The sequence below is a fragment of the Massilia sp. IC2-476 genome, from assembly GCF_020707295.1.
GTDB lineage: Bacteria > Pseudomonadota > Gammaproteobacteria > Burkholderiales > Burkholderiaceae_D > Telluria.
This window is the reverse complement of record NZ_JAJFER010000001.1, coordinates 36,438-59,730: the sequence shown is the minus strand read 5'-3', so window position 1 is coordinate 59,730 and position 23,293 is coordinate 36,438. Positions and strand designations below refer to the sequence as shown.

23 protein-coding genes and 1 tRNA gene are annotated in these 23,293 nt (G+C 64.1%); 23 read left to right on the top strand and 1 reads right to left on the bottom strand.

The window, feature by feature from the left end; all coding sequences use genetic code 11:
* The first annotated feature begins 11 nt into the window (after positions 1-11).
* Positions 12-623: a tetratricopeptide repeat protein gene (locus tag LK539_RS00310; protein WP_227798907.1), complete on the top strand. Its 612-nt coding sequence runs from the start codon at positions 12-14 to the stop codon at positions 621-623.
* A gap of 49 nt (positions 624-672) precedes the next feature.
* Here LK539_RS00310 and LK539_RS00305 read toward each other — a convergent pair whose 3' ends face one another.
* Positions 673-2,031: an SGNH/GDSL hydrolase family protein gene (locus tag LK539_RS00305; protein ID WP_227798905.1), complete on the bottom strand. Its 1,359-nt coding sequence runs from the start codon at positions 2,029-2,031 to the stop codon at positions 673-675.
* A gap of 270 nt (positions 2,032-2,301) precedes the next feature.
* On the opposite strand from LK539_RS00305, the gene LK539_RS00300 reads away from it, so the two are divergent.
* From LK539_RS00300 to LK539_RS00195, 22 genes are all read left to right on the top strand, one after another.
* Positions 2,302-4,605, top strand: coding sequence for an FdhF/YdeP family oxidoreductase (locus LK539_RS00300; protein ID WP_227798904.1), 2,304 nt, complete (start codon positions 2,302-2,304; stop codon positions 4,603-4,605).
* The gene (gene fdhD, locus LK539_RS00295) at positions 4,602-5,438 is read left to right on the top strand and encodes a formate dehydrogenase accessory sulfurtransferase FdhD (protein WP_227798903.1); all 837 of its coding nucleotides are present in this window, start codon (positions 4,602-4,604) and stop codon (positions 5,436-5,438) included. Before LK539_RS00300 ends, fdhD begins: the two co-directional genes overlap by 4 nt.
* 58 nt (positions 5,439-5,496) lie before the next feature.
* Positions 5,497-6,489 carry an MYG1 family protein gene (locus tag LK539_RS00290; RefSeq protein WP_227798902.1) on the top strand — a complete coding sequence of 331 codons (993 nt, stop codon included), beginning with the start codon at positions 5,497-5,499 and terminating at the stop codon, positions 6,487-6,489.
* Between the two features lie 61 nt (positions 6,490-6,550).
* Positions 6,551-6,769, top strand: coding sequence for a hypothetical protein (locus tag LK539_RS00285; protein WP_227798901.1), 219 nt, complete (start codon positions 6,551-6,553; stop codon positions 6,767-6,769).
* 46 nt (positions 6,770-6,815) lie between these two features.
* Positions 6,816-7,271, top strand: coding sequence for a hypothetical protein (locus LK539_RS00280; protein WP_227798900.1), 456 nt, complete (start codon positions 6,816-6,818; stop codon positions 7,269-7,271).
* A 69-nt stretch (positions 7,272-7,340) separates the two neighbouring features.
* A complete protein-coding gene (locus LK539_RS00275) occupies positions 7,341-8,321 on the top strand; it encodes an NAD(P)H-quinone oxidoreductase (protein ID WP_227798899.1) in 981 nt (326 codons plus the stop codon).
* A gap of 106 nt (positions 8,322-8,427) precedes the next feature.
* On the top strand, positions 8,428-9,177 hold the full coding sequence (gene tpiA / locus LK539_RS00270) for a triose-phosphate isomerase (RefSeq protein WP_227798898.1): 750 nt from the start codon (positions 8,428-8,430) through the stop codon (positions 9,175-9,177).
* A gap of 60 nt (positions 9,178-9,237) precedes the next feature.
* Positions 9,238-9,714 carry a preprotein translocase subunit SecG gene (gene secG, locus LK539_RS00265; RefSeq protein ID WP_227798897.1) on the top strand — a complete coding sequence of 159 codons (477 nt, stop codon included), beginning with the start codon at positions 9,238-9,240 and terminating at the stop codon, positions 9,712-9,714.
* 222 nt (positions 9,715-9,936) lie between these two features.
* Positions 9,937-10,021, top strand: a tRNA-Leu gene (locus tag LK539_RS00260).
* Positions 10,022-10,186: 165 nt separating this feature from the next.
* Complete coding sequence (locus LK539_RS00255) at positions 10,187-10,546, top strand: NADH-quinone oxidoreductase subunit A (RefSeq protein WP_227798896.1); 360 nt, start codon at positions 10,187-10,189, stop codon at positions 10,544-10,546.
* A 3-nt stretch (positions 10,547-10,549) separates the two neighbouring features.
* Positions 10,550-11,026 carry an NADH-quinone oxidoreductase subunit B family protein gene (locus LK539_RS00250; RefSeq protein WP_227798895.1) on the top strand — a complete coding sequence of 159 codons (477 nt, stop codon included), beginning with the start codon at positions 10,550-10,552 and terminating at the stop codon, positions 11,024-11,026.
* A gap of 16 nt (positions 11,027-11,042) precedes the next feature.
* Complete coding sequence (locus LK539_RS00245; protein WP_227798894.1) at positions 11,043-11,639, top strand: NADH-quinone oxidoreductase subunit C; 597 nt, start codon at positions 11,043-11,045, stop codon at positions 11,637-11,639.
* A complete protein-coding gene (locus LK539_RS00240) occupies positions 11,639-12,892 on the top strand; it encodes an NADH-quinone oxidoreductase subunit D (RefSeq protein WP_227798893.1) in 1,254 nt (417 codons plus the stop codon). Before LK539_RS00245 ends, LK539_RS00240 begins: the two co-directional genes overlap by 1 nt.
* 12 nt (positions 12,893-12,904) lie before the next feature.
* The gene (gene nuoE / locus LK539_RS00235; RefSeq protein WP_227798891.1) at positions 12,905-13,381 is read left to right on the top strand and encodes an NADH-quinone oxidoreductase subunit NuoE; all 477 of its coding nucleotides are present in this window, start codon (positions 12,905-12,907) and stop codon (positions 13,379-13,381) included.
* The gene (gene nuoF / locus LK539_RS00230; RefSeq protein WP_227798890.1) at positions 13,378-14,673 is read left to right on the top strand and encodes an NADH-quinone oxidoreductase subunit NuoF; all 1,296 of its coding nucleotides are present in this window, start codon (positions 13,378-13,380) and stop codon (positions 14,671-14,673) included. The genes nuoE and nuoF overlap by 4 nt, the downstream gene beginning before the upstream one ends.
* Positions 14,674-14,694: 21 nt before the next feature.
* Complete coding sequence (gene nuoG, locus LK539_RS00225; protein WP_227798889.1) at positions 14,695-17,025, top strand: NADH-quinone oxidoreductase subunit NuoG; 2,331 nt, start codon at positions 14,695-14,697, stop codon at positions 17,023-17,025.
* Positions 17,025-18,113: an NADH-quinone oxidoreductase subunit NuoH gene (nuoH, locus tag LK539_RS00220; protein WP_227798888.1), complete on the top strand. Its 1,089-nt coding sequence runs from the start codon at positions 17,025-17,027 to the stop codon at positions 18,111-18,113. Before nuoG ends, nuoH begins: the two co-directional genes overlap by 1 nt.
* 15 nt (positions 18,114-18,128) lie before the next feature.
* Positions 18,129-18,617: an NADH-quinone oxidoreductase subunit NuoI gene (nuoI, locus tag LK539_RS00215; protein WP_227798887.1), complete on the top strand. Its 489-nt coding sequence runs from the start codon at positions 18,129-18,131 to the stop codon at positions 18,615-18,617.
* Between the two features lie 20 nt (positions 18,618-18,637).
* Positions 18,638-19,306 carry an NADH-quinone oxidoreductase subunit J gene (locus LK539_RS00210; protein WP_227798885.1) on the top strand — a complete coding sequence of 223 codons (669 nt, stop codon included), beginning with the start codon at positions 18,638-18,640 and terminating at the stop codon, positions 19,304-19,306.
* Entirely contained in the window at positions 19,303-19,611 is a 309-nt protein-coding gene (gene nuoK, locus LK539_RS00205; RefSeq protein WP_027863874.1) for an NADH-quinone oxidoreductase subunit NuoK, read from the top strand. Before LK539_RS00210 ends, nuoK begins: the two co-directional genes overlap by 4 nt.
* Before the next feature lie 40 nt (positions 19,612-19,651).
* The gene (gene nuoL / locus LK539_RS00200; protein ID WP_227798884.1) at positions 19,652-21,769 is read left to right on the top strand and encodes an NADH-quinone oxidoreductase subunit L; all 2,118 of its coding nucleotides are present in this window, start codon (positions 19,652-19,654) and stop codon (positions 21,767-21,769) included.
* A gap of 25 nt (positions 21,770-21,794) precedes the next feature.
* A complete protein-coding gene (locus LK539_RS00195; RefSeq protein ID WP_227798883.1) occupies positions 21,795-23,291 on the top strand; it encodes an NADH-quinone oxidoreductase subunit M in 1,497 nt (498 codons plus the stop codon).
* The last annotated feature ends 2 nt before the right edge of the window (positions 23,292-23,293 follow it).

Sequence of the window (23,293 nt, the reverse complement as noted above, 5' to 3'; positions counted from 1 at the left end):
ATGAACGAGACATGAAAAAACTATTCCTAGCGATCGCATTCGTGCTCGGCCTGCAGGCCAGTGCACATGCGGGCTTCGCGGAAGGGGCCAGCGCCTATAACGCGCGCAACTACGCGGCAGCACTGAAAGAAATCGTCCCGCTCGCCAAATCCGGCCATGCGGACGCCCAGCATTTGCTGGGCCTGATGTATTACATGGGCCGCGGCGTCACGCGCGACTACAAGCAGGCCTTTGCCTGGCACATCAAGGCGGCCCAGCAGGGCAAGGCCGACGCCCAGTACGTGGTGGGCGCCATGTACTACACCGGCAATGCCGTGCCGCAGGACCAGCGCCATGCGGTGAGCTGGTTCCGCAAGGCGGCCGAGCAGGGCCACGCCGAGGCCCAGCACGCGCTCGGCCTGATGTACCGCTACCACCAGGCCGGCATGCCGCAGGACATGGTGCTGGCCTACATGCTGTGGAACCTGGCCGCCGCCAGCGGCAACCACAACGCCGTCGAGCAGCGCGCCGCGATCTCGCGCCAGATGACGCAGGAGCAGATCGAGGAGGCGCAGTCGCTGTCGCGGCTGTGGAAGCCGGGCAAGCCGCTGCCGACGAGCTCGCGCACGGGCAACAATTCCTGAACCAGACCGCCGGCCCAGACCGGCGGTTTTTCCATGCGCCTCCACGACCTCACTTCGCCGGTGCGGCCGCGGCCCTGGCGGCAGCGCTGCGGAACAGGCTCAAGGGCACCGCATTGCCCATCGCCTGGTAGCCGAGATCGTTCGGATGCAGGTGGTCGCCGCTGTCGTAGGCCGGCAGGAAGCGCGTCGGCCGGGCCGGATCGCGCGTCACGCGATCGAAGTCGATCACCCCATCGAACTCGTCGTTGTTGCGGATCCAGTTGTTCACCGCCTGGCGCACCACTTCTTTCTCCGGCGAGTAGTAGCCCGCGCCTTCGAAGGGCGTAAGGGTGGCGCCGATCACGCTGATGCCCTTGGCGTGCGCGCGGTGGATCAGCTGGCGGTAGCCGGCGATCAGGTCTTCCGCCGTGACCGGATTGGTGGGCGAGCTGTTGCCGATATCGTTGATGCCGATCAGGACCACCAGGTAGCGCACGCCGCTTGTGGCCAGCACGTCGCGGTCGAAGCGTTCCTGGGCGCTGCGCCCGGCCAGGGTGTTGGGCGAATCGCTCAGAAGGCGGTTGCCGCTGATGCCGCGGTTGACCACGCCGATGCGGGCGTTGATGCCGAGGACGGGATCGCGCTCGATCTGCAGCCGGCGCGCCAGCCAGTCGGGCCAGCGGTTGTTGGTGTCGGGCGTGCTGCGGGTACCGTCGGTGATCGAGTCGCCCAGGGCGACGATGGCCGGGCCGCTGGTGTCGACGTCGACCTCGGTCAGGAAGGGCCAGATCTGGATCGTGCGCTGCACGGGGAAGCTCGGGGCGGCCGTGAAGTTGCCCGGCAGGGAAACGTAATTGGTCTGCAGCGCCAGCTGGTGCACGGTGGTCGCGGGCACGGTGCCGGGCAGGTAGAGGCTCACGGCCAGGTCGGACAGCGGCGGCACGTTCAGTTCCACCGGATCGGACACGGCCGGGGCGCCAGGCGGGAGGGTGACGAAGCTGCGCCCGCCGAAGGTGAGGGCGCGGTCGGTGCCGGCGGCCACGTCCGAGCCGCTGGCGCGCAGGCCGATGCGGGCGGCCCCGATGGTCAGCGGCGTGGTGCCGAATTCGTTCGACACGCGGATGCGCACGCGGTTTCCGCCAATGCTGGTGTGGACGATCAGGCGCACGGTCTGGTCGGTGAAGGTCTGCAGGCTGGCTGCTGGAGGCGGACCGGCCGGCGCCGTGCCCCAGGTGCCGGTCCAGTGTTCGGTGGTCCAGGGCTGGGCGCTGGCCGGATGCGTGGGCAGGGCCAGCGCGGCGGCCAGCATGGCGCTACCCAGCAGCAGGCGCCGGCGCGGCTGCATGCGGGAAGTATCGGCAGGGAACAGGTCCATGAGTCTTGATGCTGCATGTTGTAGCAGCGGCAGCAGGGGCAGGAAGCGTTTCATTGCAAGCTCCTTTCAGTGGTGCACATGCGTTACGCATGAGCTCGTCTATCAATCTAGCGAGCACGCGCACCGTGGACAAGACGGCAACAGGGGCATCCTTTGCGCGGCATCGAAGCCCGAAAAGATTAACATTCCTGCAAGAACTTTCCATGGATTGTAGAGAAATCTTGTCCGGGGGTTGACCCGTCGTCCCGCCGTGTTTGTGGGCGGGCGCACCGAGTCAGGCTGGCAACAGGACTAGCGTGAGGCTTCTATCGACGAGGAGCCGCCATGAGCAAGCATTCTGGAGACGTCAGGATCGAGAACCCGACCATGCCTGCCGGCGGCTGGGGATCGGTACAGGAGGTCACCACCATCCTGCTGCACCAGCGTGTGCCGCTGAAGGACAGCCGGCTGCTGCTGCGCCAGAACAAGCCGGACGGCTTCATGTGCGTCAGCTGCGCCTGGGCCAAGCCGGCCAACCCGCATCCCTTCGAATTCTGCGAAAGCGGCGCCAAGGCTACCGCCTGGGAAACGACGAGCAAAGCGATTGGCGCCGATTTCTTCGAACGCCACACCGTTACCGAACTGGAAAGCTGGGACGATCACAGCCTGGAAGACCAGGGCCGCCTGACCGTCCCGCTGCGCTACGACGCCCAGTCCGACAGATACCGCGAGATTGCCTGGGACACCGCGTTTGCCGAGATCGGAGCAAGCCTGCGCAGCTTCGATCCGAAGGAAGTCGTGTTCTACAGCTCGGGCCGGGCCTCGCTCGAGACCTCCTACATGTACGCGCTGCTGGCGCGCATGTATGGCAACAACAACCTGCCGGACAGCTCGAACATGTGCCATGAAAGCACGTCGGTCGGGCTGCAGAAGACGCTGGGCGTGCCGGTCGGCACCGTGGTGCTGGACGACTTCGAACAGACCGACTGCATCTTCTTCTTCGGCCAGAACGTGGGCGTGAACAGCCCGCGCATGCTGCACCAGCTGCAGGAAGCGCGCCGGCGCGGCGTGCCGATCATCACCTTCAATCCGCTGCGCGAGCGCGGCCTGGTGAGTTTCACCAATCCGCAGTCGCCGACGGAGATGCTCACTGGCGCCGAGACGCCGATCAGCACCCAGTACCACCAGGTCAAGCCGGGCGGCGACACGGCCGCGATCATGGGCCTGTGCAAGGCCATCTTCGACTTCGACGATGCCGCCCGCGCGGCCGGCGCCCAGCGCGTGCTCGATACCGCCTTCCTGCAGGAGCATACCCATGGCTTCGCGGAATTCGAGGCGTCGGTGCGTGCCTGCTCTTGGGAAGACATCGAGCGCGAATCGGGCCTGCGCCGCGGCGCCCTGGAAAGCGCGGCCCAGGTCTACCGCAGCTCGAGCGCCGTGATGGCGGTGTATGGCATGGGCCTGACCCAGCACCGCAACGGCGTGCAGAACGTGGCCATGGTCGTCAACCTGCTGCTCTTGCGTGGCAACGTCGGCAAGCCGGGCGCGGGCGTGTGCCCGGTGCGCGGCCACTCGAATGTGCAGGGCCAGCGCACGGTCGGCATCACCGAGAAGCCGGAACTGGCGCCGCTCGACAAACTGAAGGAGCAGTACGGTTTCGAACCGCCGCGCGAGCAGGGCATGAACACGGTCGACGCCTGCGAAGCCATCCTGGCGCGCAAGGTGAAAGCCTTCATCGGCCTGGGCGGCAACTTCGTGCGCGCGGTGCCCGAGCGCGGCCTGATGGAAGCGGCCTGGCGCGAGATTCCCCTGACGGTGCAGGTCTCCACCAAGCTCAATCGCAACCACCTGGTCCACGGCAAGGCGTCCTACATCCTGCCTTGCCTGGGACGGATCGAGATCGACCGCCAGCAGGGCGTCGAACAAGCCGTGACCATCGAGGACTCGACCGCCTGCATGCACGGCTCGCGCGGCATGGCCGAGCCGGTCGCGGAAACGCTGCTGTCGGAACCCGCGATCGTGGCCGGCATCGCCAAGGCGACCCTGGACCCGAACCCGCGCGTCGACTGGGACCGCTGGGTGGGCGACTACGCCAGCATCCGCGACGCCATCGAAGCGACCTATCCCGACATCTTCCACGACTTCAATGCCCGCATGTGGCAGCCCGGCGGCTTTCGCAAGCCGCTCGGCGCCGCACACCGGGTGTGGAAGACCGCGAGCGGCAAGGCCGAGTTCACGGTGCCGGAAACGCTGGCGGGCAACCCGGACCTGAGAAGCGGGGCGGCCACGCTGCGCCTGTTCACGGTGCGCAGCGACGGCCAGTTCAATACCACGATCTACAGTCACGACGACCGCTTCCGCGGCGTCTATGGCAGCCGCATGGTGATCTTCATGGCGCGCGCAGACATGGCGAAGTACGCGCTGGCGCAGGGCGATATCGTCAGCCTGCGCTGCGCGGCCGAGGATGGCGTCGAGCGCCGCGTCGCCGGCCTGGCGGTGGTGCCCTACGACGTGCCGCAGGGCTGCATCGCCGGCTATTTCCCGGAACTGAATCCCCTGATCCCGCTGTGGCACCACGCCAAGGAAAGCAAGGTGCCGGCAGCCAAGGCGATCGATGTGATCCTCGAACGCGGCGGGAGACCGTCATGAACGCCGGCGAGGGCTTTTTTGCGCCGCCGGGCGCCAGCCGCGTATTGGCGGCGCGCTGGCAGGACGGCACAACGGAAGGCGTATCCGAACTGGTGGCTGACGAGCTGCCCGTGGCCCTGGTCTACAACGGCATCAGCCACGCGGTGATGCTGGCCACGCCGCGCGACCTGGAAGACTTCGCCGTCGGCTTCTCGCTGGCCGAACGCATCGTGCGCGATGCGCGCGACATCTACGATATCGACGTGGAGCAGGCGCCACACGGCGTCGCCATCGAGCTGCGCATCGCTTCCGGCGCCATGATGCGCCTGAAGGAAACGCGGCGCGCCCGCCTGGGCCGGACCGGCTGCGGCCTGTGCGGCATCGAAAGCCTGGACTGGTTCGACGGCGAAGACCTCGATGCGCGCGCCGTTCCCGACACGCGCTTCCCGCCCGAAGCCCTGCACCGGGCAATGGCGGCGCTGGCGGCGCGCCAGGAACTGCACCATGCGACCGGCGCCGTGCATGCGGCCGGCTGGGCCGACGCCAGCGGCGAACTGCTGTGCGTGCGCGAGGACGTCGGCCGCCACAATGCGCTCGACAAGTTGGTCGGGGCGCTGCTGCGCGCGAAGCTTGATACCGCCGCGGGCTTCGCGGTGGTGACCAGCCGCGCCAGCTTCGAGATGGTGCAGAAGGCGGCGCGTGCAGGCTTTCCTTTGCTGGCCGCGATCTCGGCGCCGACCGCGCTGGCCGTGCAGCTGGCCGGGCGGGCCGGGGTGACACTGGCCGGTTTCGTGCGGGGAGGGCGGCATGTGATTTACAGTCATGCGCAGCGGCTTGCGCCTGAAGCCGTGTGAAGCCGCGGGCTTGGAACAGGTATGATGCGCTCCTTGAACCTAGCATCCTGGAGCCTTCATGGTCATCGTGACCCACAACGGCAAGTTCCATGCGGACGACGCATGGGCGGTGGCCGTCCTGCACATTCTTTTCCCTGAAGCCGAGATCGTCCGCACCCGCGAGCCTTCCATCATCGAAGCCGCCGACTTCGTGGTCGACGTTGGCGGCATCTGGGACCCGGCCAGCGGCCGCTTCGACCACCACCAGAAGGGTTTCGAGGGCGCCCGCGCCAGCGGCGTGCCCTATGCCAGCGCCGGCCTGGTCTGGCGCGAGTACGGCGCGCGCTGCGTGGCCGCGCTGGCCGCTGAACACACCGGGCACGGGCTCGACGACGACACCGCGCAGCAGATGGCCTATGCGATCGATGCCGACATCGTCCAGTACCTCGATTTGTCCGACGTCGGGGCAGCGAAGAATGCGCCGGGCGGGTATGGCATGTCGGCCGTGGTCTCGGGCTTCAACCCGAACTGGCTGGATGAGCAGCGCCTCGGCTACGGCGCCGAGGCCGAAGCCTACCGCCTGGCCCAGTTCCGCAAGGCGATGGACTTCCTGACCGAGGTCATCATCAACTCGGTCAAGTACCGCGTCGGCGCCATCCTCGCACTGGCCCAGGTGCGCCAGTCCGGGACGCTGGAAAACGGCCGCCTGCTGTTCCTGAAGAATGCCGCGCTGCCCTGGAGTTCGGTGGTGCGCAAGGAAATGCCGAAAGTGCTCTTCGTGATCAGCCACAGCCTGTCGGAAGACCGTCACATGCTGCACACGGTGCCGGCTACCACCGACACCTTCGACGCCCGCGCCGATCTTCCCGAAAGCTGGGCTGGCCTGCGCGACGACGACCTGGCGCGCGTCACCGGCGTGGCGGATGCGAAGTTCTGCCACAACGGCCGTTTCATTGCCGCAGCAAAATCCTTCGACGGCGCCTATGCGATGGCCTTGCAGGCGCTGCAGGCCGTGGATGCCGGTTTGACGCCGCTCTATAGCCCGCGCGAGCCGGTTGGCGCAATGAGTTAGGTAGGGCACGGTTTCTCTTCGTCGGAAGTTCTATCTTGGTTCCATGGCCAAGATTGTTTCGATGAGAAAGCTTTACGCAATGCAGCGTATGTCGGCCGCGCTGAACCGCGCCTCGGCCGCGCGCCCTTTTGGGCCGGAGACGGACCGGGCGCTGCGCTGGGCTGCGGCCTGGGGCATGTCGGCGGGCATCCGTACGCCGCATACCCGGGTCCGGCTGCGTCGCGATACCCTGCGCGGGGTGAGTGTCGCGCCGCCTCCTGAGCAGCATCTGCGTGCCTGAGCGCATCTGGTAAGCTGCAGCATTGCCTGTGTACTAGCCAGCAAGCATGCTTTCCAAATACAAGCTCAACCATATCGCAGCCGGATTGCTCGACAAGTTCGTCGGCCGCGACAACGACTATCAGCGCCACTGGGCCCTGGGCGTCATGTACTTCGAGGCCCGCGCGGCCGACAACAGAATCGACCTGGACCTGCTTGCCGCTTGTGCGAACCCTCCGTTCCCTGCGAGCACTAGCCTGGCACGGACGTGGGCGCATCATCTGCGTCAGGCGCTCGGTCGGCACGGTGCGGCACCGGACGAACTGGACGCTGCGACGATTTCGGTCGAGTTCGGCCTGCCTCCGGTCCCGAAGCGGCCAGGCTACATCGAATACGGTGATCCGTTCCTGTGCTCGCTTCGCCTCGTGGCCAAGGATGGTCGGGTGGCCGAGCGACGCCGCATGGAGCACTGCGCGCCGGCAGACGAATTCTGGAACAGCTGGTTCGGTCCCTATACCGGGTAAGCGGAACCGGACGCACAGCTTTTTCCGCACTCCCTTACAATTGCGGTTTTTTCAACACGGGAGCCCTCCATGCGCGCCATCCACATCACGCAGCCCGGCAACCCGGACGTCCTCCAGCTGTGCGAACGGCCGACGCCCGTGCCGAAGGCCGGCGAAGTCCTGATCAAGGTACACGCGGCCGGCATCAATCGCCCGGACGTGCTGCAGCGCCTGGGCAAGTACCCGGTGCCGCCGGGCGCCTCCGAGCTGCCGGGACTGGAAGTGGCCGGCGAAATCGTCGACGGCGACTACGCCGCGGCCAGCTTCAACAAGGGCGACATGGTCTGCGCCCTGGTGCAGGGCGGCGGCTATGCCGAATACTGCACCGCGCCGGCCGAGCAGTGCCTGCCGATCCCGGAAGGTCTTACGCCCCTGGAAGCGGCCTCGCTGCCCGAGACCTTCTTCACGGTGTGGACCAATGTGTTCGACCGCGCGCGCCTTGCGCCCGGCGAAACCCTGCTGGTGCAGGGCGGCAGCTCGGGCATCGGCGTGACCGCGATCCAGCTGGCCACGGCGCTCGGCCACCGCGTGTTCGCCACCGCCGGCTCGGATGACAAGTGCCGCGCCTGCGAACAGCTGGGCGCCGAGCGCGGCATCAATTACCGCACCGAAGATTTCGCCCAGGTGGTCAAGGAACTGACGGGCGGGAAGGGCGTCGACGTCATCCTTGATATGGTGGCGGGCGACTACCTCCCGCGCGAGATCGACTGCCTGGCCGACGACGGCCGCATCGCCCTGATCGCGCTGCTCGGTGGAGCGAAGGCCGAGATCGACCTGGGCCAGGTGCTGCGCCGTCGCCTGAGCATCAGCGGCTCGACCCTGCGCCCGCGCCCGGTCGCGTTCAAGGCGGCGATCGCACGCAGCTTGCGCGAACGCGTATGGCCGCTGTTCGCCCAAGGCAAACTCAAGCCGGTCATCTACCGCAGGTTCCCGCTGGCCCAGGCGGCCGAGGCGCATGCGCTGATGGAGTCCAGCACCCACGTCGGCAAGATCGTGCTGGAAGTGATCTAAGAGATTGAATCAACAAGGGAAGTAGCGCGTCTAGGTGGCTCAGCCATTGTTTGACCGCTACATATTCGACCGCTAGAATAGCGGGTTAATCTAATCATGGGCTTCTATGCGTCCCAAACTCGTCGTAGGTAACTGGAAAATGAACGGCAGCCGCGTGGCCAATGCCACGCTCCTGACCGGTATCCTCGAAGGGCTCGACAATGCCAAGGCCGCCGTTGCGGTCTGCGTGCCGGCGCCTTACCTGTTCCAGGCCGAAGAAATCCTGAAGGGCTCCCCGGTCGCCTGGGGCGCGCAGGATGTGTCCTGCCATCCGGTCGGCGCCTATACCGGCGAAGTGTGCATGACGATGCTGCAGGATTTCGGCAGCCGCTACGTGATCGTCGGCCACTCCGAACGCCGCGCCTACCACGGCGAAACCAATGAGCTGGTGGCCAAGAAGACCGGAGCCGCCCTGGCGGCGGGCCTGACCCCGATCGTCTGCGTTGGCGAAACCCTGGTGCAGCGTGAAGCGGGGCAGACCATGGCGGTCGTGAATGCCCAGCTGGACGCCGTGCTGGAAGCCATCGGCGCGCAAGCCATCGACAAGATCGTGCTGGCCTACGAGCCGGTATGGGCGATCGGCACCGGCAAGACCGCAACCCCGGCCATGGCCCAGGAAGTGCACGCTGCCCTGCGCGAAAAACTGCGTGCTTGCAACGCTGAAGCCGCGGAAAACACGCTGGTGCTGTACGGCGGCAGCATGAAGCCGGATAATGCGGCGGACCTGATGGCGCAGCCGGATATTGACGGCGGCCTGATTGGCGGCGCGGCGCTGAAGGCGGAAGACTTCCTCGGCATCATCCGCGCAGCGTCATAACAGACAAAAGTTTTAGAAGTAAAGCATTTAAAACGTCGTTAACTTGGGAATGGAATTGCAATGAACACCTTGTTCAATCTGATTATTGTCGTGCAGGTTATTTCGGCCCTGGCCATCATCGGCCTGGTGCTGGTCCAGCACGGCAAGGGCGCCGACATGGGCGCGGCCTTCGGCTCCGGCGCATCGGGCAGCCTGTTCGGCGCCTCGGGCTCGTCGAACTTCCTGTCGAAGTCGACCGCCGTCGCGGCCGCCGTGTTCTTCGCCTCGACCCTGGCCCTGGCCTGGTTCAGCAATGGCCGCACCGCAGCCGGCACTGATGGCGGCGTGATGGAGCGCGTGACCGTGCCGTCGTCGAAGGCGCCGGCCACCGGCATTCCTAGCGACGTGCCGGGCGCAGGCCCGAACGCCGGCCCGGCCACCGCGCCGGCCGTTCCGGTCAACGACATCCCGCAAACCCCGGGGGTGTCGAACCCGGCGCCGTCGACCGCGGCTCCTGCTGCGCCAGCTGCACCAGTTGCACCGGCTCCGACCAGGTAAAAACGGGGCGGACGCACGTCCGTTCCGGAATCGGAGTAGAATGCGGCTCGCCATCTGGTGTGCCGCCTGTGGTGAAGGGTGAAAACCCACTCAATGCTGCCAACCCTGCTATCTAGTTTGGCAAGCATCAAGGAAATGTTGAGTAATTTAGTAATTTCCTTGTGCTAGCGCAATTTGTGCATTGAAAAGTAGTGCTAAAGCAGGGTAAAATACTGGTCTCCAGCCGACGTGGTGAAATTGGTAGACACGCTATCTTGAGGGGGTAGTGGCGAAAGCTGTGCGAGTTCGAGTCTCGCCGTCGGCACCAAGATACAAAGAAGCCAGCAAGGGCGCAATGAGCAACCGCTCTCCTGCCTGCGCTGGCTTTTTTACGATTCGAGTGGTCCTGGTAGAAGGCCCGAGCCAGGTTCGCGCGATTCGGCGCTGCAGCCCTGCAGTGTTTGATTAACCGATCGTTCAAATAGGCTTCACCGTGAACCTCGAAAATTACTTCCCCGTACTTCTCTTTATCCTGATTGGCGTCGGCGTCGGCGTCGCCCCGCAGGTGCTCGGCCGCATCCTCGGTCCGCACCGTCCCGACGCAGCCAAGCTGTCCCCGTATGAATGCGGCTTCGAAGCCTTCGAAGATGCGCGCATGAAGTTCGACGTTCGCTACTACCTGGTGGCGATCCTGTTTATTTTGTTTGATCTGGAAACGGCATTCTTCTTCCCATGGGGCGTCTCGATGCGCGAACTGGGCTGGACCGGTTTCGTCACGATGATGGTGTTCATCGCCGAATTCATCGTGGGCTTCTGGTACATCTGGAAGAAAGGTGCCCTTGATTGGGAATAAGCCATGGCAATTGAAGGCGTATTAAACGAAGGTTTCATTACCACCACAGCCGATAAGCTGATCAACTGGGCGCGCACGGGATCGATGTTCCCGATGACGTTTGGCCTGGCATGCTGCGCGGTCGAGATGATGCATGTGGGCGCTGCCCGCTACGATCTCGACCGTTTTGGCATTGTGTTCCGCCCGTCGCCGCGCCAGTCCGACGTGATGATCGTCGCCGGCACGCTGTGCAACAAGATGGCTCCCGCCCTGCGCAAGGTGTACGACCAGATGGCCGAACCGCGCTGGGTGATCTCGATGGGCTCCTGCGCCAACGGCGGCGGCTACTACCACTACTCGTACTCGGTGGTGCGCGGCTGCGACCGCATCGTGCCGGTCGACGTCTATGTGCCGGGTTGCCCGCCGACCGCGGAAGCCCTGCTGTACGGCATCCTGCAGCTGCAAAACAAGATCAAGCGCACCGACACCATCGCGCGCTAAAAGACAGCGAAACACCATGACGACGAAACTCGAAACCCTTGAACTCGCCCTGAAAAATGCACTGGGCGAGGGCGCTGCCATTAGTTCGGCGCTGGGCGAAGTGACTGTGGTGGTCAAGGCCGCCGACTACATCAAATCGATGCAGGCCCTGCGCGACGATCCTTCTCTTCGCTTCGAAGAAATGATCGACCTGTGCGGCGTCGACTATTCCCAATACGGTGAAGGCACCTGGGACGGCCCGCGCTTCGCGGTGGTCGTGCACCTGCTGTCGCTGGAGCACAACTGGCGCGTGCGCGTGCGCGTGTTCTGCCCGGACGACGACATGCCCCTGGTCGAATCGATCACCCCGATCTGGCGCGCCGCCAACTGGTTCGAGCGCGAAGCCTTCGACCTGTTCGGCATCCTGTTCGACGGCCACGGCGACCTGCGCCGCATCCTGACCGACTACGGCTTCATCGGCCACCCGTTCCGCAAGGACTTCCCGATCACGGGCTATGTCGAGATGCGCTACGACCCTGAACAGAAACGCGTGATCTACCAACCGGTGACGATCGAACCGCGCGAGAACATCCCGCGCGTGATCCGCGAAGAAACCTACGGGACATCGAAATAATGGCTGAGCTTAAGAATTACACCCTGAACTTTGGTCCGCAGCACCCGGCAGCGCACGGCGTGCTGCGTCTGGTGCTGGAGCTGGACGGCGAAGTGATCCAGCGCGCCGACCCGCACATCGGCCTGCTGCACCGCGGCACCGAGAAGCTGGCCGAGACCCGTACCTACCTGCAGTCGGTCCCGTACATGGACCGCCTGGACTACGTGTCGATGATGTGCAACGAGCACGGCTACGTGCTGGCAGTGGAAAAGCTGCTGGGAATCGAAGCGCCGATCCGCGCGCAGTACATCCGCACGATGTTCGACGAGATCACCCGTATCCTGAACCACCTGATGTGGCTGGGCGCGCACGCGCTCGACATCGGCGCCATGGGTCCCTTCCTGTACGCCTTCCGTGACCGCGAAGACCTGTTCGACGTGTACGAAGCGGTGTCGGGCGCGCGCATGCACGCGGCCTACTACCGCCCGGGCGGCGTGTACCGCGACCTGCCGGACTTCATGCCGCAGCACAGGGAGTCGCCGATCCGCTCGAAGAAAGCGATCGACGACCTCAACCGCGACCGCCAGGGTTCGGTGCTGGACTTCATCGACGCCTTCACCAAGCGCTTCGACGGCTATGTCGACGAATACGAAACCCTGCTGACCGACAACCGTATCTGGAAGCAGCGTACGGTCGGCATCGGCGTGGTTTCGCCGGAAGACGCGAAAGCCATGGGCTTCACCGGCGCCATGCTGCGCGGTTCGGGCGTGGCCTGGGACCTGCGCAAGAAGCAGCCCTACGCGGCCTATGACAAGGTCGAGTTCGACATCCCGGTCGGCACCAATGGCGACTCCTACGACCGCTACCTGGTGCGTATCGAAGAAATGCGCCAGTCGAACCGCATCATCAAGCAGTGCATCACCTGGCTGCGTGCGAATCCGGGTCCGGTCATGATCGACAACCACAAGATCGCGCCGCCGAACCGCATGGACATGAAGTCCAACATGGAATCGCTGATCCACCACTTCAAGCTGTTCACCGAAGGCTTCCACGTGCCGGAAGGCGAGGCCTATGCGGCGATCGAGCACCCGAAGGGCGAGTTCGGCATCTACATCGTGTCGGACGGCGCCAACAAGCCCTACCGCCTGAAGATCCGCACCCCGGACTATGTCCACCTGCAGAGCCTCGACGAAATGTCGCGCGGCCACATGATTGCAGACGCGGTGGCCATCATCGGCACCCAGGACATCGTGTTCGGCAGTATCGATCGTTAAGAGGTCAAGAAAATGTTATCGCAGGAATGCTATAAAAAAATCGATCGCGAGCTGGCCAAGTACCCAGCCGATCAACGCCAGTCGGCTGTGATGGCCTCGCTGGCCCACGCCCAGGTCGAACTGGGCTGGCTGTCGCCGGAAACCATGCAGGAAATCGCCGACTACATCGGCATGCCGGCCATCGCCGTGCAGGAAGTGGCGACCTTCTACAACATGTACAACCTGAAGCCGGTCGGCAAGGCCAAGATCACGGTCTGCACCAACCTGCCGTGCGCCCTGTCGGGCGGCGAGCGCGCCGGCCAGCGCATCAAGGATGCGCTCGGCATCGACTACCGCGAAACCACCGCCGACGGCAAGTTCACCCTGCTGGAAGGCGAGTGCATGGGCGCCTGCGGCGACGCACCGGTGATGCTGGTGAATAACCACCGCATGTGCTCGTTCATGAGCGACGACAAGATCGACGCCCTGCTTGAGGAACTGAACAAATGACCAGCCTGCACGACCGTCACATCAATCCGCTGATCCTGAAGGATCTGAACGGCGAGAACTGGCACCTGGCCGACTACGTCAAGCGCGGCGGCTACTCGGCCCTGCGCAAGATCCTCGAAGGCGGCGTCAGCCAGGAACAGGTCATCGCCGACCTGAAGGCCTCGGGCCTGCGCGGCCGCGGCGGCGCCGGTTTCCCGACCGGCCTGAAGTGGAGCTTCATGCCGCGCCAGTTCCCTGGCCAGAAATACCTCGTCTGCAACACCGACGAAGGCGAGCCGGGTACCTTCAAGGACCGCGACATCATCCGCTACAACCCGCACGCGCTGATCGAAGGCATGGCCATCGGCGCCTACGCGATGGGCATCACCGTGGGCTACAACTACATCCACGGCGAAATCTTCCAGGAATACCTGCGCTTCGAAGAAGCGCTGGAAGAGGCGCGCGCCGCCGGCTTCCTGGGCGATAACATCATGGGCTCGAACTTCTCGTTCCAGCTGCATGCCCACCACGGCTACGGCGCCTACATCTGCGGCGAAGAAACCGCGCTGCTCGAGTCGCTCGAAGGCAAGAAGGGCCAGCCGCGCTTCAAGCCGCCGTTCCCGGCCTCGTTCGGCCTGTACGGCAAGCCGACCACGATCAACAACACCGAGACCTTCGCGGCCGTTCCCTTCCTGCTGAACCTGGGTCCGGAAAACTACATGGCGCTCGGCAAGCCGAACAACGGCGGCACCAAGATCTTCTCGATCTCGGGCGACGTCGAGCGTCCGGGCAACTACGAAGTCCCGCTGGGCACCCCGTTCGCCAAGCTGATGGAGCTGGCCGGCGGAATGCGCGGCGGCAAGAAGATCAAGGCTGTCATCCCGGGCGGTTCGTCGGCGCCGGTGATCCGCGGCGAGGTCATGATGGATACCGACCTCGACTACGATTCGATCGCCAAGGCAGGTTCGATGCTCGGTTCGGGCGCCGTGATCGTCATGGACGAGACCCGCTGCATGGTCAAGTCGCTGCTGCGCCTGTCGTACTTCTACTACGAAGAATCCTGCGGCCAGTGCACCCCGTGCCGTGAAGGCACCGGCTGGATGTACCGCATGGTCCACCGCATCGAGAACGGCAAGGGCCGTCCGGAAGACATGGACCTGCTGAACAACATCGCGGGCAACATCAAGGGCCGCACCATCTGCGCACTGGGCGACGCCGCCGCGATGCCGGTGGAAGCGATGATCAAGAACTTCCGCGAGGAGTTCGAATATCACATCGAGCACAAGCACTGCCTCGTGCCCGCATACCTTTAAACCAGGTCAGGTAACGATCAAATGGTTGAAATTGAATTAGACGGCAAAAAAGTCGAAGTCGCACCAGGTTCCATGGTGATGGACGCCGCAAACAAACTCGGGACCTACATCCCGCACTTCTGCTATCACAAGAAATTGTCGATCGCAGCGAACTGCCGCATGTGCCTGGTCGAAGTCGAAAAGGCGCCGAAGCCGCTGCCGGCCTGCGCCACCCCGGTGTCGCCGGGCATGATCGTGCGCACCCACAGCGACAAGGCGGTGCAGGCACAGAAGTCGGTGATGGAGTTCCTCCTCATTAACCACCCGCTGGATTGCCCGATCTGCGACCAGGGCGGCGAATGCCAGCTGCAGGATCTGGCCGTCGGCTATGGCAAGAGCCAGTCGCGCTACGAAGAAGAAAAGCGCGTGGTGGCCCCGAAAGAGGCCGGCCCGCTGATCTCGATGGAAGAGATGGCGCGCTGCATCCAGTGCACCCGCTGCGTGCGCTTTGGCCAGGAAGTGGCCGGCGTGATGGAATTCGGCATGGTCGGCCGCGGCGAGCACTCGGAGATCACCACCTTCGTCGGCAAGACCGTGGACTCGGAAGTCTCGGGCAACATGATCGACCTGTGCCCGGTCGGCGCGCTCACCAGCAAGCCCTTCCGCTACTCGGCACGTCCGTGGGAACTGCAGCGCCGCAAGTCGATCGCGCCGCACGACTCGCTGGGCTCGAACCTGATCGTGCAAGTCAAGGGCGGCAAGGTCATGCGCGTGCTGCCGCTGGAAAACGAAGCCATCAACGAATGCTGGCTGTCGGACAAGGACCGCTTCTCGTACGAGGCGCTGGACAATGCCGACCGCCTGGTCAATCCGATGATCAAGCAGGGCGGCGTGTGGCAGGAAACCGACTGGCAGACCGCGCTGGAATACGTGGCCCACGGCCTGCGTAACATCCGCCACGAGCATGGCGCAGATAGCATCGCCGCCGTCGCGACCCCGCACTCGACGCTGGAAGAACTGTACCTGCTGAACAAGATGACCCGCGGCCTCGGCTCGGACAACATCGAGTTCCGCCTGCGCCAGAGCGATTTCTCGCTCGACGGCCAGGTCACCCCGTGGCTGGGCATGCCGATTGCGAACTTCTCGCAACTGAAGCGTGCCTTCGTCATCGGCTCGAACCTGCGCAAGGACCACCCGCTGGTCGCGACCCGCCTGCGCGTCGCCACCAAGGGCGGCGCCAAGCTGTCGCTGCTGGGCGCGAGCGACGACGATCTGCTCATGCCGATCGCCAACAAAGTGATCGCTGCCCCGGCCGATTGGCTGGCTGCGCTGTCTGAAGTCGTGTCGGCTGTCGCCGGTGCCAAGGGCGTCGCCGCCCCGGCCGGCTTCGAGAACGTCCAGGCAGGCGAGGGCGCCAAAGGTATCGCCGCGACCCTGGTCGGTGTCGACACCCCGGGCGCCGTGCTGCTGGGTAACGCCGCTTCCTACCACCCGCAAGCCTCGAAGATCCATGCCGCTGCGCAATGGATCGCTGAGCAGACCGGCTGCTCCTTCGGCTACCTGGTCGACGCCGCCAACACCGTCGGTGGCTACATCGTCGGCGCAACGGGCAAGGGCGAAGCTGTCTTCGCAGCGCCGAAGAAAGCCTACGTGCTGCTGAACGCGGAACCGGAACTGGACGCAAGCAATCCGCAGCAGGCGCGCGCCGCGCTGGATGGCGCCGAGATGGTCGTCGCCATGTCCGCCTTCAAGCATGGCATGGACTTCGCCGACGTGCTGCTGCCGATCTCGCCGTTCAGCGAGACCGCCGGTACGTTTGTGAACTGCGAAGGCCGTGCACAGAGCTTCAACGGCACCGTCAAGCCGCTGGGCGAAACCCGTCCGGCCTGGAAAGTGCTGCGCGTGCTGGGCAATCTGCTGGGCCTGCAAGGCTTCGACTACGAGACTTCGGAATCGATCCGCGACGAAGCCATCGGCAAGGGCGTGACCGATCTGTCGGCCAAGCTGAACAACGTCGCGCGCCTGGCGCCGAGCGCAGGTAGCTACGCTCCGGCCGGCCAGCTCGAGCGCGTCGCCGACCTGCCGATCTACTTCACCGACGCGCTGGCGCGCCGTTCGGAACCGCTGCAGCGCACCGCCGACGCGAATGCGCCGCTGGTCACCCTGTCGAAGGCGGTGGCCGAGCAGATCGGCGTCAATGCCGGTGACCTGGTCCGTGTCTCGCAGGGTGCGGGCAGCGCCGTGCTGGTCGCCAATGTGGATGCACGCCTGCCGTCGAACGCAGTACGCGTGGCCGCTGGCCATCCGGCCGTCGCCACCCTGGGCGCGATGTTCGGTTCGATCAATGTTGAAAAAGCAGGAGAGGGCAAATAATGGCAACGCCCGGTTTTATCGATACGCTGAACGCCGGCGGGGCTGACCTGCTCGGCCCGGTCTGGCCGCTGGCCTGGACCGTCATGAAGATCCTCGTGGTGCTGCTGCCGCTGATGGGTCTGGTCGCCTACCTGACCCTGTGGGAGCGCAAGCTGATCGGCTGGATCCAGATCCGCGTCGGCCCGAACCGCGTGGGTCCGGGTGGCCTGCTGCAGCCGATCGCCGACGCGCTCAAGCTGCTGCTCAAGGAAATCGTGATCCCGAGCAAGGCCAACCGCAGCCTGTTCGTGATCGGCCCGATCATGACCATCATGCCGGCGCTGGCCGCATGGGTGGTGGTTCCCTTCGGTCCGCAGGCGGCCCTGGCCAACGTCAACGCCGGCCTGCTGTTCCTGATGGCGATCACCTCGATGGAAGTCTACGGCATCATCATCGCCGGCTGGGCTTCGAACTCGAAGTACTCGTTCATGGGCGCCATGCGCGCCTCGGCCCAGATGATTTCCTATGAAATCCCGATCGGCTTCGCGCTGGTCGTGGTGCTGATGGTCACCGGCAGCCTGAACCTGTCCGACATCGTCGCCAGCCAGCAGCTGGGCCGCTTCGCCGACATGGGCCTGAACTTCCTGTCGTGGAACTGGCTGCCGCTGCTGCCGCTGTTCGTCATCTATTTCGTGTCCGGCCTGGCCGAGTGCAACCGCCACCCGTTCGACGTGGTGGAAGGCGAGTCGGAGATCGTCGCCGGCCACATGGTCGAGTACTCGGGCATGTCCTACGCGATGTTCATGCTGGCCGAATACGCCAACATGATCCTGATCTCGACCCTGGCGGCGATCATGTTCCTGGGCGGCTGGTCGGCACCGTTCGGCTTCCTGGAATTCGGCGCCGTCGGCGGCTTCTTCTGGCTGTTCCTGAAGATGTTCATGCTGGTCTCGCTGATGATCTGGGTCCGCGGCACCTTCCCGCGCTACCGCTACGACCAGATCATGCGCCTGGGCTGGAAAGTGTTCATCCCGCTGACCCTGATCTGGCTGGTGCTGATCGCCGCCTGGATGCAGACCCCGTGGAACATCTGGACTGCTGTGAAGTAAGGAAGCAAACAAAAAATGAATCGGATTAAAGAACTCGTCGGCAGCCTGATGCTGTCCGAACTCTTCAAGGGACTGGCCCTGACCGGCAAGTATGCGCTGTCGCGCAAGATCACGGTCCAGTACCCGGAAGAGAAGACGCCGATGTCGAACCGCTTCCGCGGCCTGCACGCGCTGCGTCGCTACCCCAACGGGGAAGAGCGCTGCATCGCCTGCAAGCTGTGCGAAGCAGTGTGCCCGGCAATGGCGATCACCATCGAATCGGCCCAGCGCGAGGACGGCACCCGCCGCACCACGCGCTATGACATCGACCTGACCAAGTGCATCTTCTGCGGCTTCTGCGAAGAATCCTGCCCGGTCGACTCGATCGTCGAAACCCACGTGCTGGAATACCACGGCGAAAAGCGCGGCGATCTCTACTACACCAAAGAGATGCTGCTGGCCGTGGGCGACCGCTACGAAGCCGACATCGCCGCCGCCCGCGAAGCGGACGCGAAGTACCGATAAGAAGAGGCTGAAAAAAAGTCATGGAATTCACTACTTTCCTGTTCTACGCGTTCGCGGCCATCATGGTGCTGGCCTCCCTGCGCGTCATCACCACCAAGAACCCGGTCCACGCCGCGCTGTTCCTGGTGCTGGCCTTCTTCAATGCGGCCGGCATCTGGCTGCTGCTGAAGGCCGAGTTCCTCGCCATCGTGCTGGTGCTGGTCTACGTCGGCGCCGTGATGGTGCTGTTCCTGTTCGTCGTCATGATGCTCGACATTAATATCGACCGCATGCGCGAAGGCTTCTGGGGTTACCTGCCGCTGGCTTCGGGCATCGGCGCCCTGATCGTGCTGGAAATGGCTGCCGTGCTGTACCGCGCGTACAACCAGACCGGCCTGTCGGCCGAGGCGGCCGCGCTGAACATCGGCGGCACCAAGGAACTGGGCATCCTGATCTACACCAAGTACATCTACGGCTTCGAGATCGCGGCCGTGATCCTGCTGGTGGCGATCATCGCCGCAGTCGCCCTGACCCTGCGCAAGCGCAAGGACACCAAAGCAATCGACCCGGGCCTTGCCGTCCGCGTCCAGCGTAACGACCGCCTGCGCATCGTCAAGATGGATGCGGTCAACCAGCGCGCGATCGATGCAGCCAATGCTGAAAAAGCAGCAGCAGCCGCGGCCGCAGCAGCACCGAAGGAGAACCCATGACTTTGTCGCTCGCACATTACCTGATCCTGGGCGCGATCCTGTTCGCGATCTCGGTGATCGGCATCTTCCTGAACCGGAAGAACATCATCATCCTGCTGATGGCCGTCGAACTAATGCTGCTGGCGGTGAACCTGAACTTCGTCGCGTTCTCGCACTACCTGGGAGACGCGGCGGGGCAGATCTTCGTGTTCTTCATTCTGACCGTCGCGGCCGCCGAATCGGCAATCGGCCTGGCGATCCTGGTGGTCCTGTTCCGTAACCTGGACACGATCAATGTGGAAGACCTCGACAGCCTGAAGGGCTGATGGTCTCGGCTCGATAAACAATAACGACTAAGGTTCAACAATGGCGGGGCAACTCTCTTCCTCAATGTTACTGGCGGTGCCTCTGGCGCCGCTGGCAGGCTCGGCGATCGCCGGCCTGCTCGGTACCAAGTTCTTCGGCAACGTGGTCGGCCGCAAGGTATCGCATACGGCGACCATCCTCGGCGTGCTCATCGCACTGATCATCTCGGTCCAGACCCTGATGGCAGTCATGGACGGCGCCAGCTTCAATGAAGACATCTACACCTGGATGACCGTCGGCACGCTCAAGCTGGCCGTCGGCTTCCAGATCGACGCGCTGTCGGCAATGATGATGTGCGTGGTGACCTCGGTCTCCCTGATGGTCCACATCTACACGATCGGCTACATGGCCGAAGACGAAGGCTACAACCGCTTCTTCTCGTACATCTCGCTGTTCACCTTCTCGATGCTGATGCTGGTCATGTCCAACAACTTCCTGCAGCTGTTCTTCGGCTGGGAAGCGGTGGGCCTGGTCTCCTATCTCCTGATCGGCTTCTGGTACACCCGTCCGACCGCGATCTTCGCGAACATGAAGGCCTTCCTGGTCAACCGTGTCGGTGACTTCGGCTTCATCCTGGGTATCGGCCTGCTGCTGGCCGCCTCGGGCTCGATGCAGTACACCGAGGTGTTCGCCCAGGCCGACAAGCTGGCCGGCATGACCGTCCCGGGCATCGGCTGGCCGCTGCTGACCGCCGCCTGTATCTGCCTGTTCATCGGCGCGATGGGCAAGTCGGCGCAGTTCCCGCTGCACGTCTGGCTGCCGGACTCGATGGAAGGCCCGACCCCGATCTCGGCGCTGATCCACGCAGCAACCATGGTTACCGCCGGCATCTTCATGGTGTCGCGCATGTCGCCGCTGTTCGAACTGTCGGACGGCGCGCTGAGCTTCATGATCGTCATCGGTTCGATCACCGCGCTGTTCATGGGCTTCCTGGGCATCATCCAGAACGACATCAAGCGCGTGGTCGCTTACTCGACCCTGTCGCAGCTGGGCTACATGACCGTGGCGCTGGGCGCCTCGGCCTACTCGGTGGCCGTGTTCCACCTGATGACCCACGCCTTCTTCAAGGCGCTGCTGTTCCTCGGCGCGGGTTCGGTCATCATCGGCATGCACCACGACCAGGACATGCGCAACATGGGCGGCCTGCGCAAGTACATGCCGATCACCTGGATCACTTCGCTGCTGGGTTCGCTGGCCCTGATCGGTACCCCGTTCTTCTCGGGCTTCTACTCAAAAGACTCGATCATCGAGGCTGTGCACGCGACCAACATCCCGGGCGCTGGCTTCGCCAACTTCGCGGTGCTGGCCGGCGTCTTCGTGACCGCCTTCTACTCGTTCCGCATGTACTTCCTGGTCTTCCATGGCAAGGAGCGCTGGCATACCGCCCATGGCCATGACAGCCACGCACACGATGACCACAAGCAGGCAGTTGCCGCCGGCCACGGCCATGGCGACCCGCATGCGCTGCACGACTCGGACGCCCACCATGAGGAGGAGCACGACGACCACGGCCACCACGGCCTGGCCCCGGGCCAGAAGCCGCACGAGTCGCCATGGGTCGTGACCCTGCCGCTGATCCTGCTGGCGATCCCGTCGGTTGCCATCGGTTACTTCGCAATCGAACCGATGCTGCATGGCGACTTCTTCAAGAATGTCATCTTCGTCGGCGAGAACCACGGCGCGATGGAAACCCTGCGCGAAGAGTTCCACAGCGCTGCCGGCATGGCCGTGCACGGCCTGCAGACCGCGCCGTTCTGGCTGGCACTGGCAGGCGTGGCCCTGGCTTACTACTGCTACATGATCAACCCGCGCGTCCCGGCCTGGTTCTATGCCAAGTTCAAGTTCCTGCACACCCTGCTGGACAACAAGTACTACATGGACAAGTTCAACGATGTCGTGTTCGCCGGCGGCGCGCGCGCCATCGGTGGCGGCCTGTGGAAAGTGGGCGACCGCGGCCTGATCGACGGTCTGCTGGTCAATGGTTCGGCCAAGCTGGTCGGCTGGTTCTCCACGATCACCCGTAGCTTCCAGACGGGTTACATCTATCACTACGCGTTCGTGATGATCGTCGGCGTGCTGGCAGCCCTGCTGTGGTTCTTCCCGATCTGGCCTGCTTAATCGGGTTCGATAAGAAAAGCGAAAAATGATGCAGTCAATTTCTACATTTCCTCCTTACCTGAGCCTGTCGATCTGGCTCCCGATCCTGTTCGGCCTGATCGTGCTGGCCGTCGGCCGCGACAAGAACGCAGGCTTCACCCGCCTGCTGTCCCTGATCGGCGCCGTGGTCAGCTTCCTGCCGACCCTGCCGCTGATCATGAACTTCGACAATGCCGCCCACGGCATGCAGTTCTATGAGTCGGCGACCTGGATCGAACGCTTCAACGTGTTCTACAAGCTGGGCGTGGATGGCCTGTCGCTGTGGTTCGTGCCGCTGACCGCCTTCATCACCATCATCGTGGTGCTGGCGGCCTGGCAGGTGATCGAAGAGCGCGTCGGCCAGTACATGGGTTCCTTCCTGATCCTATCGGGCCTCATGATCGGCGTGTTCGCCTCGCTCGACGGCCTGCTGTTCTACTTCTTCTTCGAAGCCACCCTGATCCCGATGTACATCATCATCGGTGTGTTCGGCGGCCCGAACCGCGTGTACGCGGCATTCAAGTTCTTCCTGTACACGTTCTTCGGCTCGCTGCTGACCCTGGTCGCGATCATCTACCTGTACAACCAGTCGGGTTCCTTCGACATTCTCGAGTGGCACCGCCTGCCGCTGACGATGAACGAGCAGATACTGATCTTCATCGCCTTCTTCATGGCCTTCGCCGTGAAGGTCCCGATGTGGCCGGTGCACACCTGGCTGCCGGACGCCCACGTGGAAGCGCCGACCGGCGGTTCCGTCGTGCTAGCCGCGATCATGCTGAAGCTGGGCGCCTACGGCTTCCTGCGTTTCTCGCTGCCGATCGCACCGGACGCCTCGCACTACCTGGCCCCGGTCGTCATCGTGCTGTCCCTGATCGCCGTGATCTACATCGGCCTGGTGGCGATGGTGCAGAAGGACATGAAGAAACTGGTCGCCTACTCGTCGATCGCCCACATGGGCTTCGTCACCCTTGGCTTCTTCATGTTCAACGACCTGGGCGTGCAGGGCGGCCTGATGCAGTCGATCTCGCACGGCTTCGTGTCGGGCGCGATGTTCCTGTGCATCGGCGTGCTGTACGACCGCGTCCACTCGCGTGAAATCGCCGACTACGGCGGCGTGGTGAATACCATGCCGAAGTTCGCCGCCTTCGCCGTGCTGTTCTCGATGGCCAACGCCGGCCTGCCGGCGACCTCGGGCTTCATCGGCGAATTCATGGTGATCCTGGGCGCCGTCCAGTTCAACTTCTGGACCGGCCTGCTGGCAGGCACCGCCCTGATCCTGGGCGCCGCCTACTCGCTGTGGATGGTCAAGCGCGTCGTGTTCGGCCCGATCGGCAACAAGCATGTGGCCGAGCTGACCGACCTGAACGGCCGCGAATTCGCCATCCTGGGCGTGCTGGCGATCGCCACCCTGTGGATGGGCCTGTACCCGGCGCCAATCGGCGACACCCTGCAGGTGTCGGTCACCGATCTCCTGCAACACGTCGCAGTCAGCAAAGTGCCTTAAAT

Excerpts from the sequence above, each read along its gene's own strand:
- LK539_RS00310 (WP_227798907.1), top strand. The coding sequence starts at position 12 with ATGAAAAAACTATTCCTAGCGATCGCATTCGTGCTCGGCCTGCAGGCC.
- LK539_RS00305 (WP_227798905.1), bottom strand. The coding sequence starts at position 2,031 with ATGAAACGCTTCCTGCCCCTGCTGCCGCTGCTACAACATGCAGCATCA.
- LK539_RS00300 (WP_227798904.1), top strand. The coding sequence starts at position 2,302 with ATGAGCAAGCATTCTGGAGACGTCAGGATCGAGAACCCGACCATGCCT.
- fdhD (WP_227798903.1), top strand. The coding sequence starts at position 4,602 with ATGAACGCCGGCGAGGGCTTTTTTGCGCCGCCGGGCGCCAGCCGCGTA.
- LK539_RS00290 (WP_227798902.1), top strand. The coding sequence starts at position 5,497 with ATGGTCATCGTGACCCACAACGGCAAGTTCCATGCGGACGACGCATGG.
- LK539_RS00285 (WP_227798901.1), top strand. The coding sequence starts at position 6,551 with ATGAGAAAGCTTTACGCAATGCAGCGTATGTCGGCCGCGCTGAACCGC.
- LK539_RS00280 (WP_227798900.1), top strand. The coding sequence starts at position 6,816 with ATGCTTTCCAAATACAAGCTCAACCATATCGCAGCCGGATTGCTCGAC.
- LK539_RS00275 (WP_227798899.1), top strand. The coding sequence starts at position 7,341 with ATGCGCGCCATCCACATCACGCAGCCCGGCAACCCGGACGTCCTCCAG.
- tpiA (WP_227798898.1), top strand. The coding sequence starts at position 8,428 with ATGCGTCCCAAACTCGTCGTAGGTAACTGGAAAATGAACGGCAGCCGC.
- secG (WP_227798897.1), top strand. The coding sequence starts at position 9,238 with ATGAACACCTTGTTCAATCTGATTATTGTCGTGCAGGTTATTTCGGCC.
- LK539_RS00250 (WP_227798895.1), top strand. The coding sequence starts at position 10,550 with ATGGCAATTGAAGGCGTATTAAACGAAGGTTTCATTACCACCACAGCC.
- LK539_RS00245 (WP_227798894.1), top strand. The coding sequence starts at position 11,043 with ATGACGACGAAACTCGAAACCCTTGAACTCGCCCTGAAAAATGCACTG.
- LK539_RS00240 (WP_227798893.1), top strand. The coding sequence starts at position 11,639 with ATGGCTGAGCTTAAGAATTACACCCTGAACTTTGGTCCGCAGCACCCG.
- nuoE (WP_227798891.1), top strand. The coding sequence starts at position 12,905 with ATGTTATCGCAGGAATGCTATAAAAAAATCGATCGCGAGCTGGCCAAG.
- nuoF (WP_227798890.1), top strand. The coding sequence starts at position 13,378 with ATGACCAGCCTGCACGACCGTCACATCAATCCGCTGATCCTGAAGGAT.
- nuoG (WP_227798889.1), top strand. The coding sequence starts at position 14,695 with ATGGTTGAAATTGAATTAGACGGCAAAAAAGTCGAAGTCGCACCAGGT.
- nuoH (WP_227798888.1), top strand. The coding sequence starts at position 17,025 with ATGGCAACGCCCGGTTTTATCGATACGCTGAACGCCGGCGGGGCTGAC.
- nuoI (WP_227798887.1), top strand. The coding sequence starts at position 18,129 with ATGAATCGGATTAAAGAACTCGTCGGCAGCCTGATGCTGTCCGAACTC.
- LK539_RS00210 (WP_227798885.1), top strand. The coding sequence starts at position 18,638 with ATGGAATTCACTACTTTCCTGTTCTACGCGTTCGCGGCCATCATGGTG.
- nuoK (WP_027863874.1), top strand. The coding sequence starts at position 19,303 with ATGACTTTGTCGCTCGCACATTACCTGATCCTGGGCGCGATCCTGTTC.
- nuoL (WP_227798884.1), top strand. The coding sequence starts at position 19,652 with ATGGCGGGGCAACTCTCTTCCTCAATGTTACTGGCGGTGCCTCTGGCG.
- LK539_RS00195 (WP_227798883.1), top strand. The coding sequence starts at position 21,795 with ATGATGCAGTCAATTTCTACATTTCCTCCTTACCTGAGCCTGTCGATC.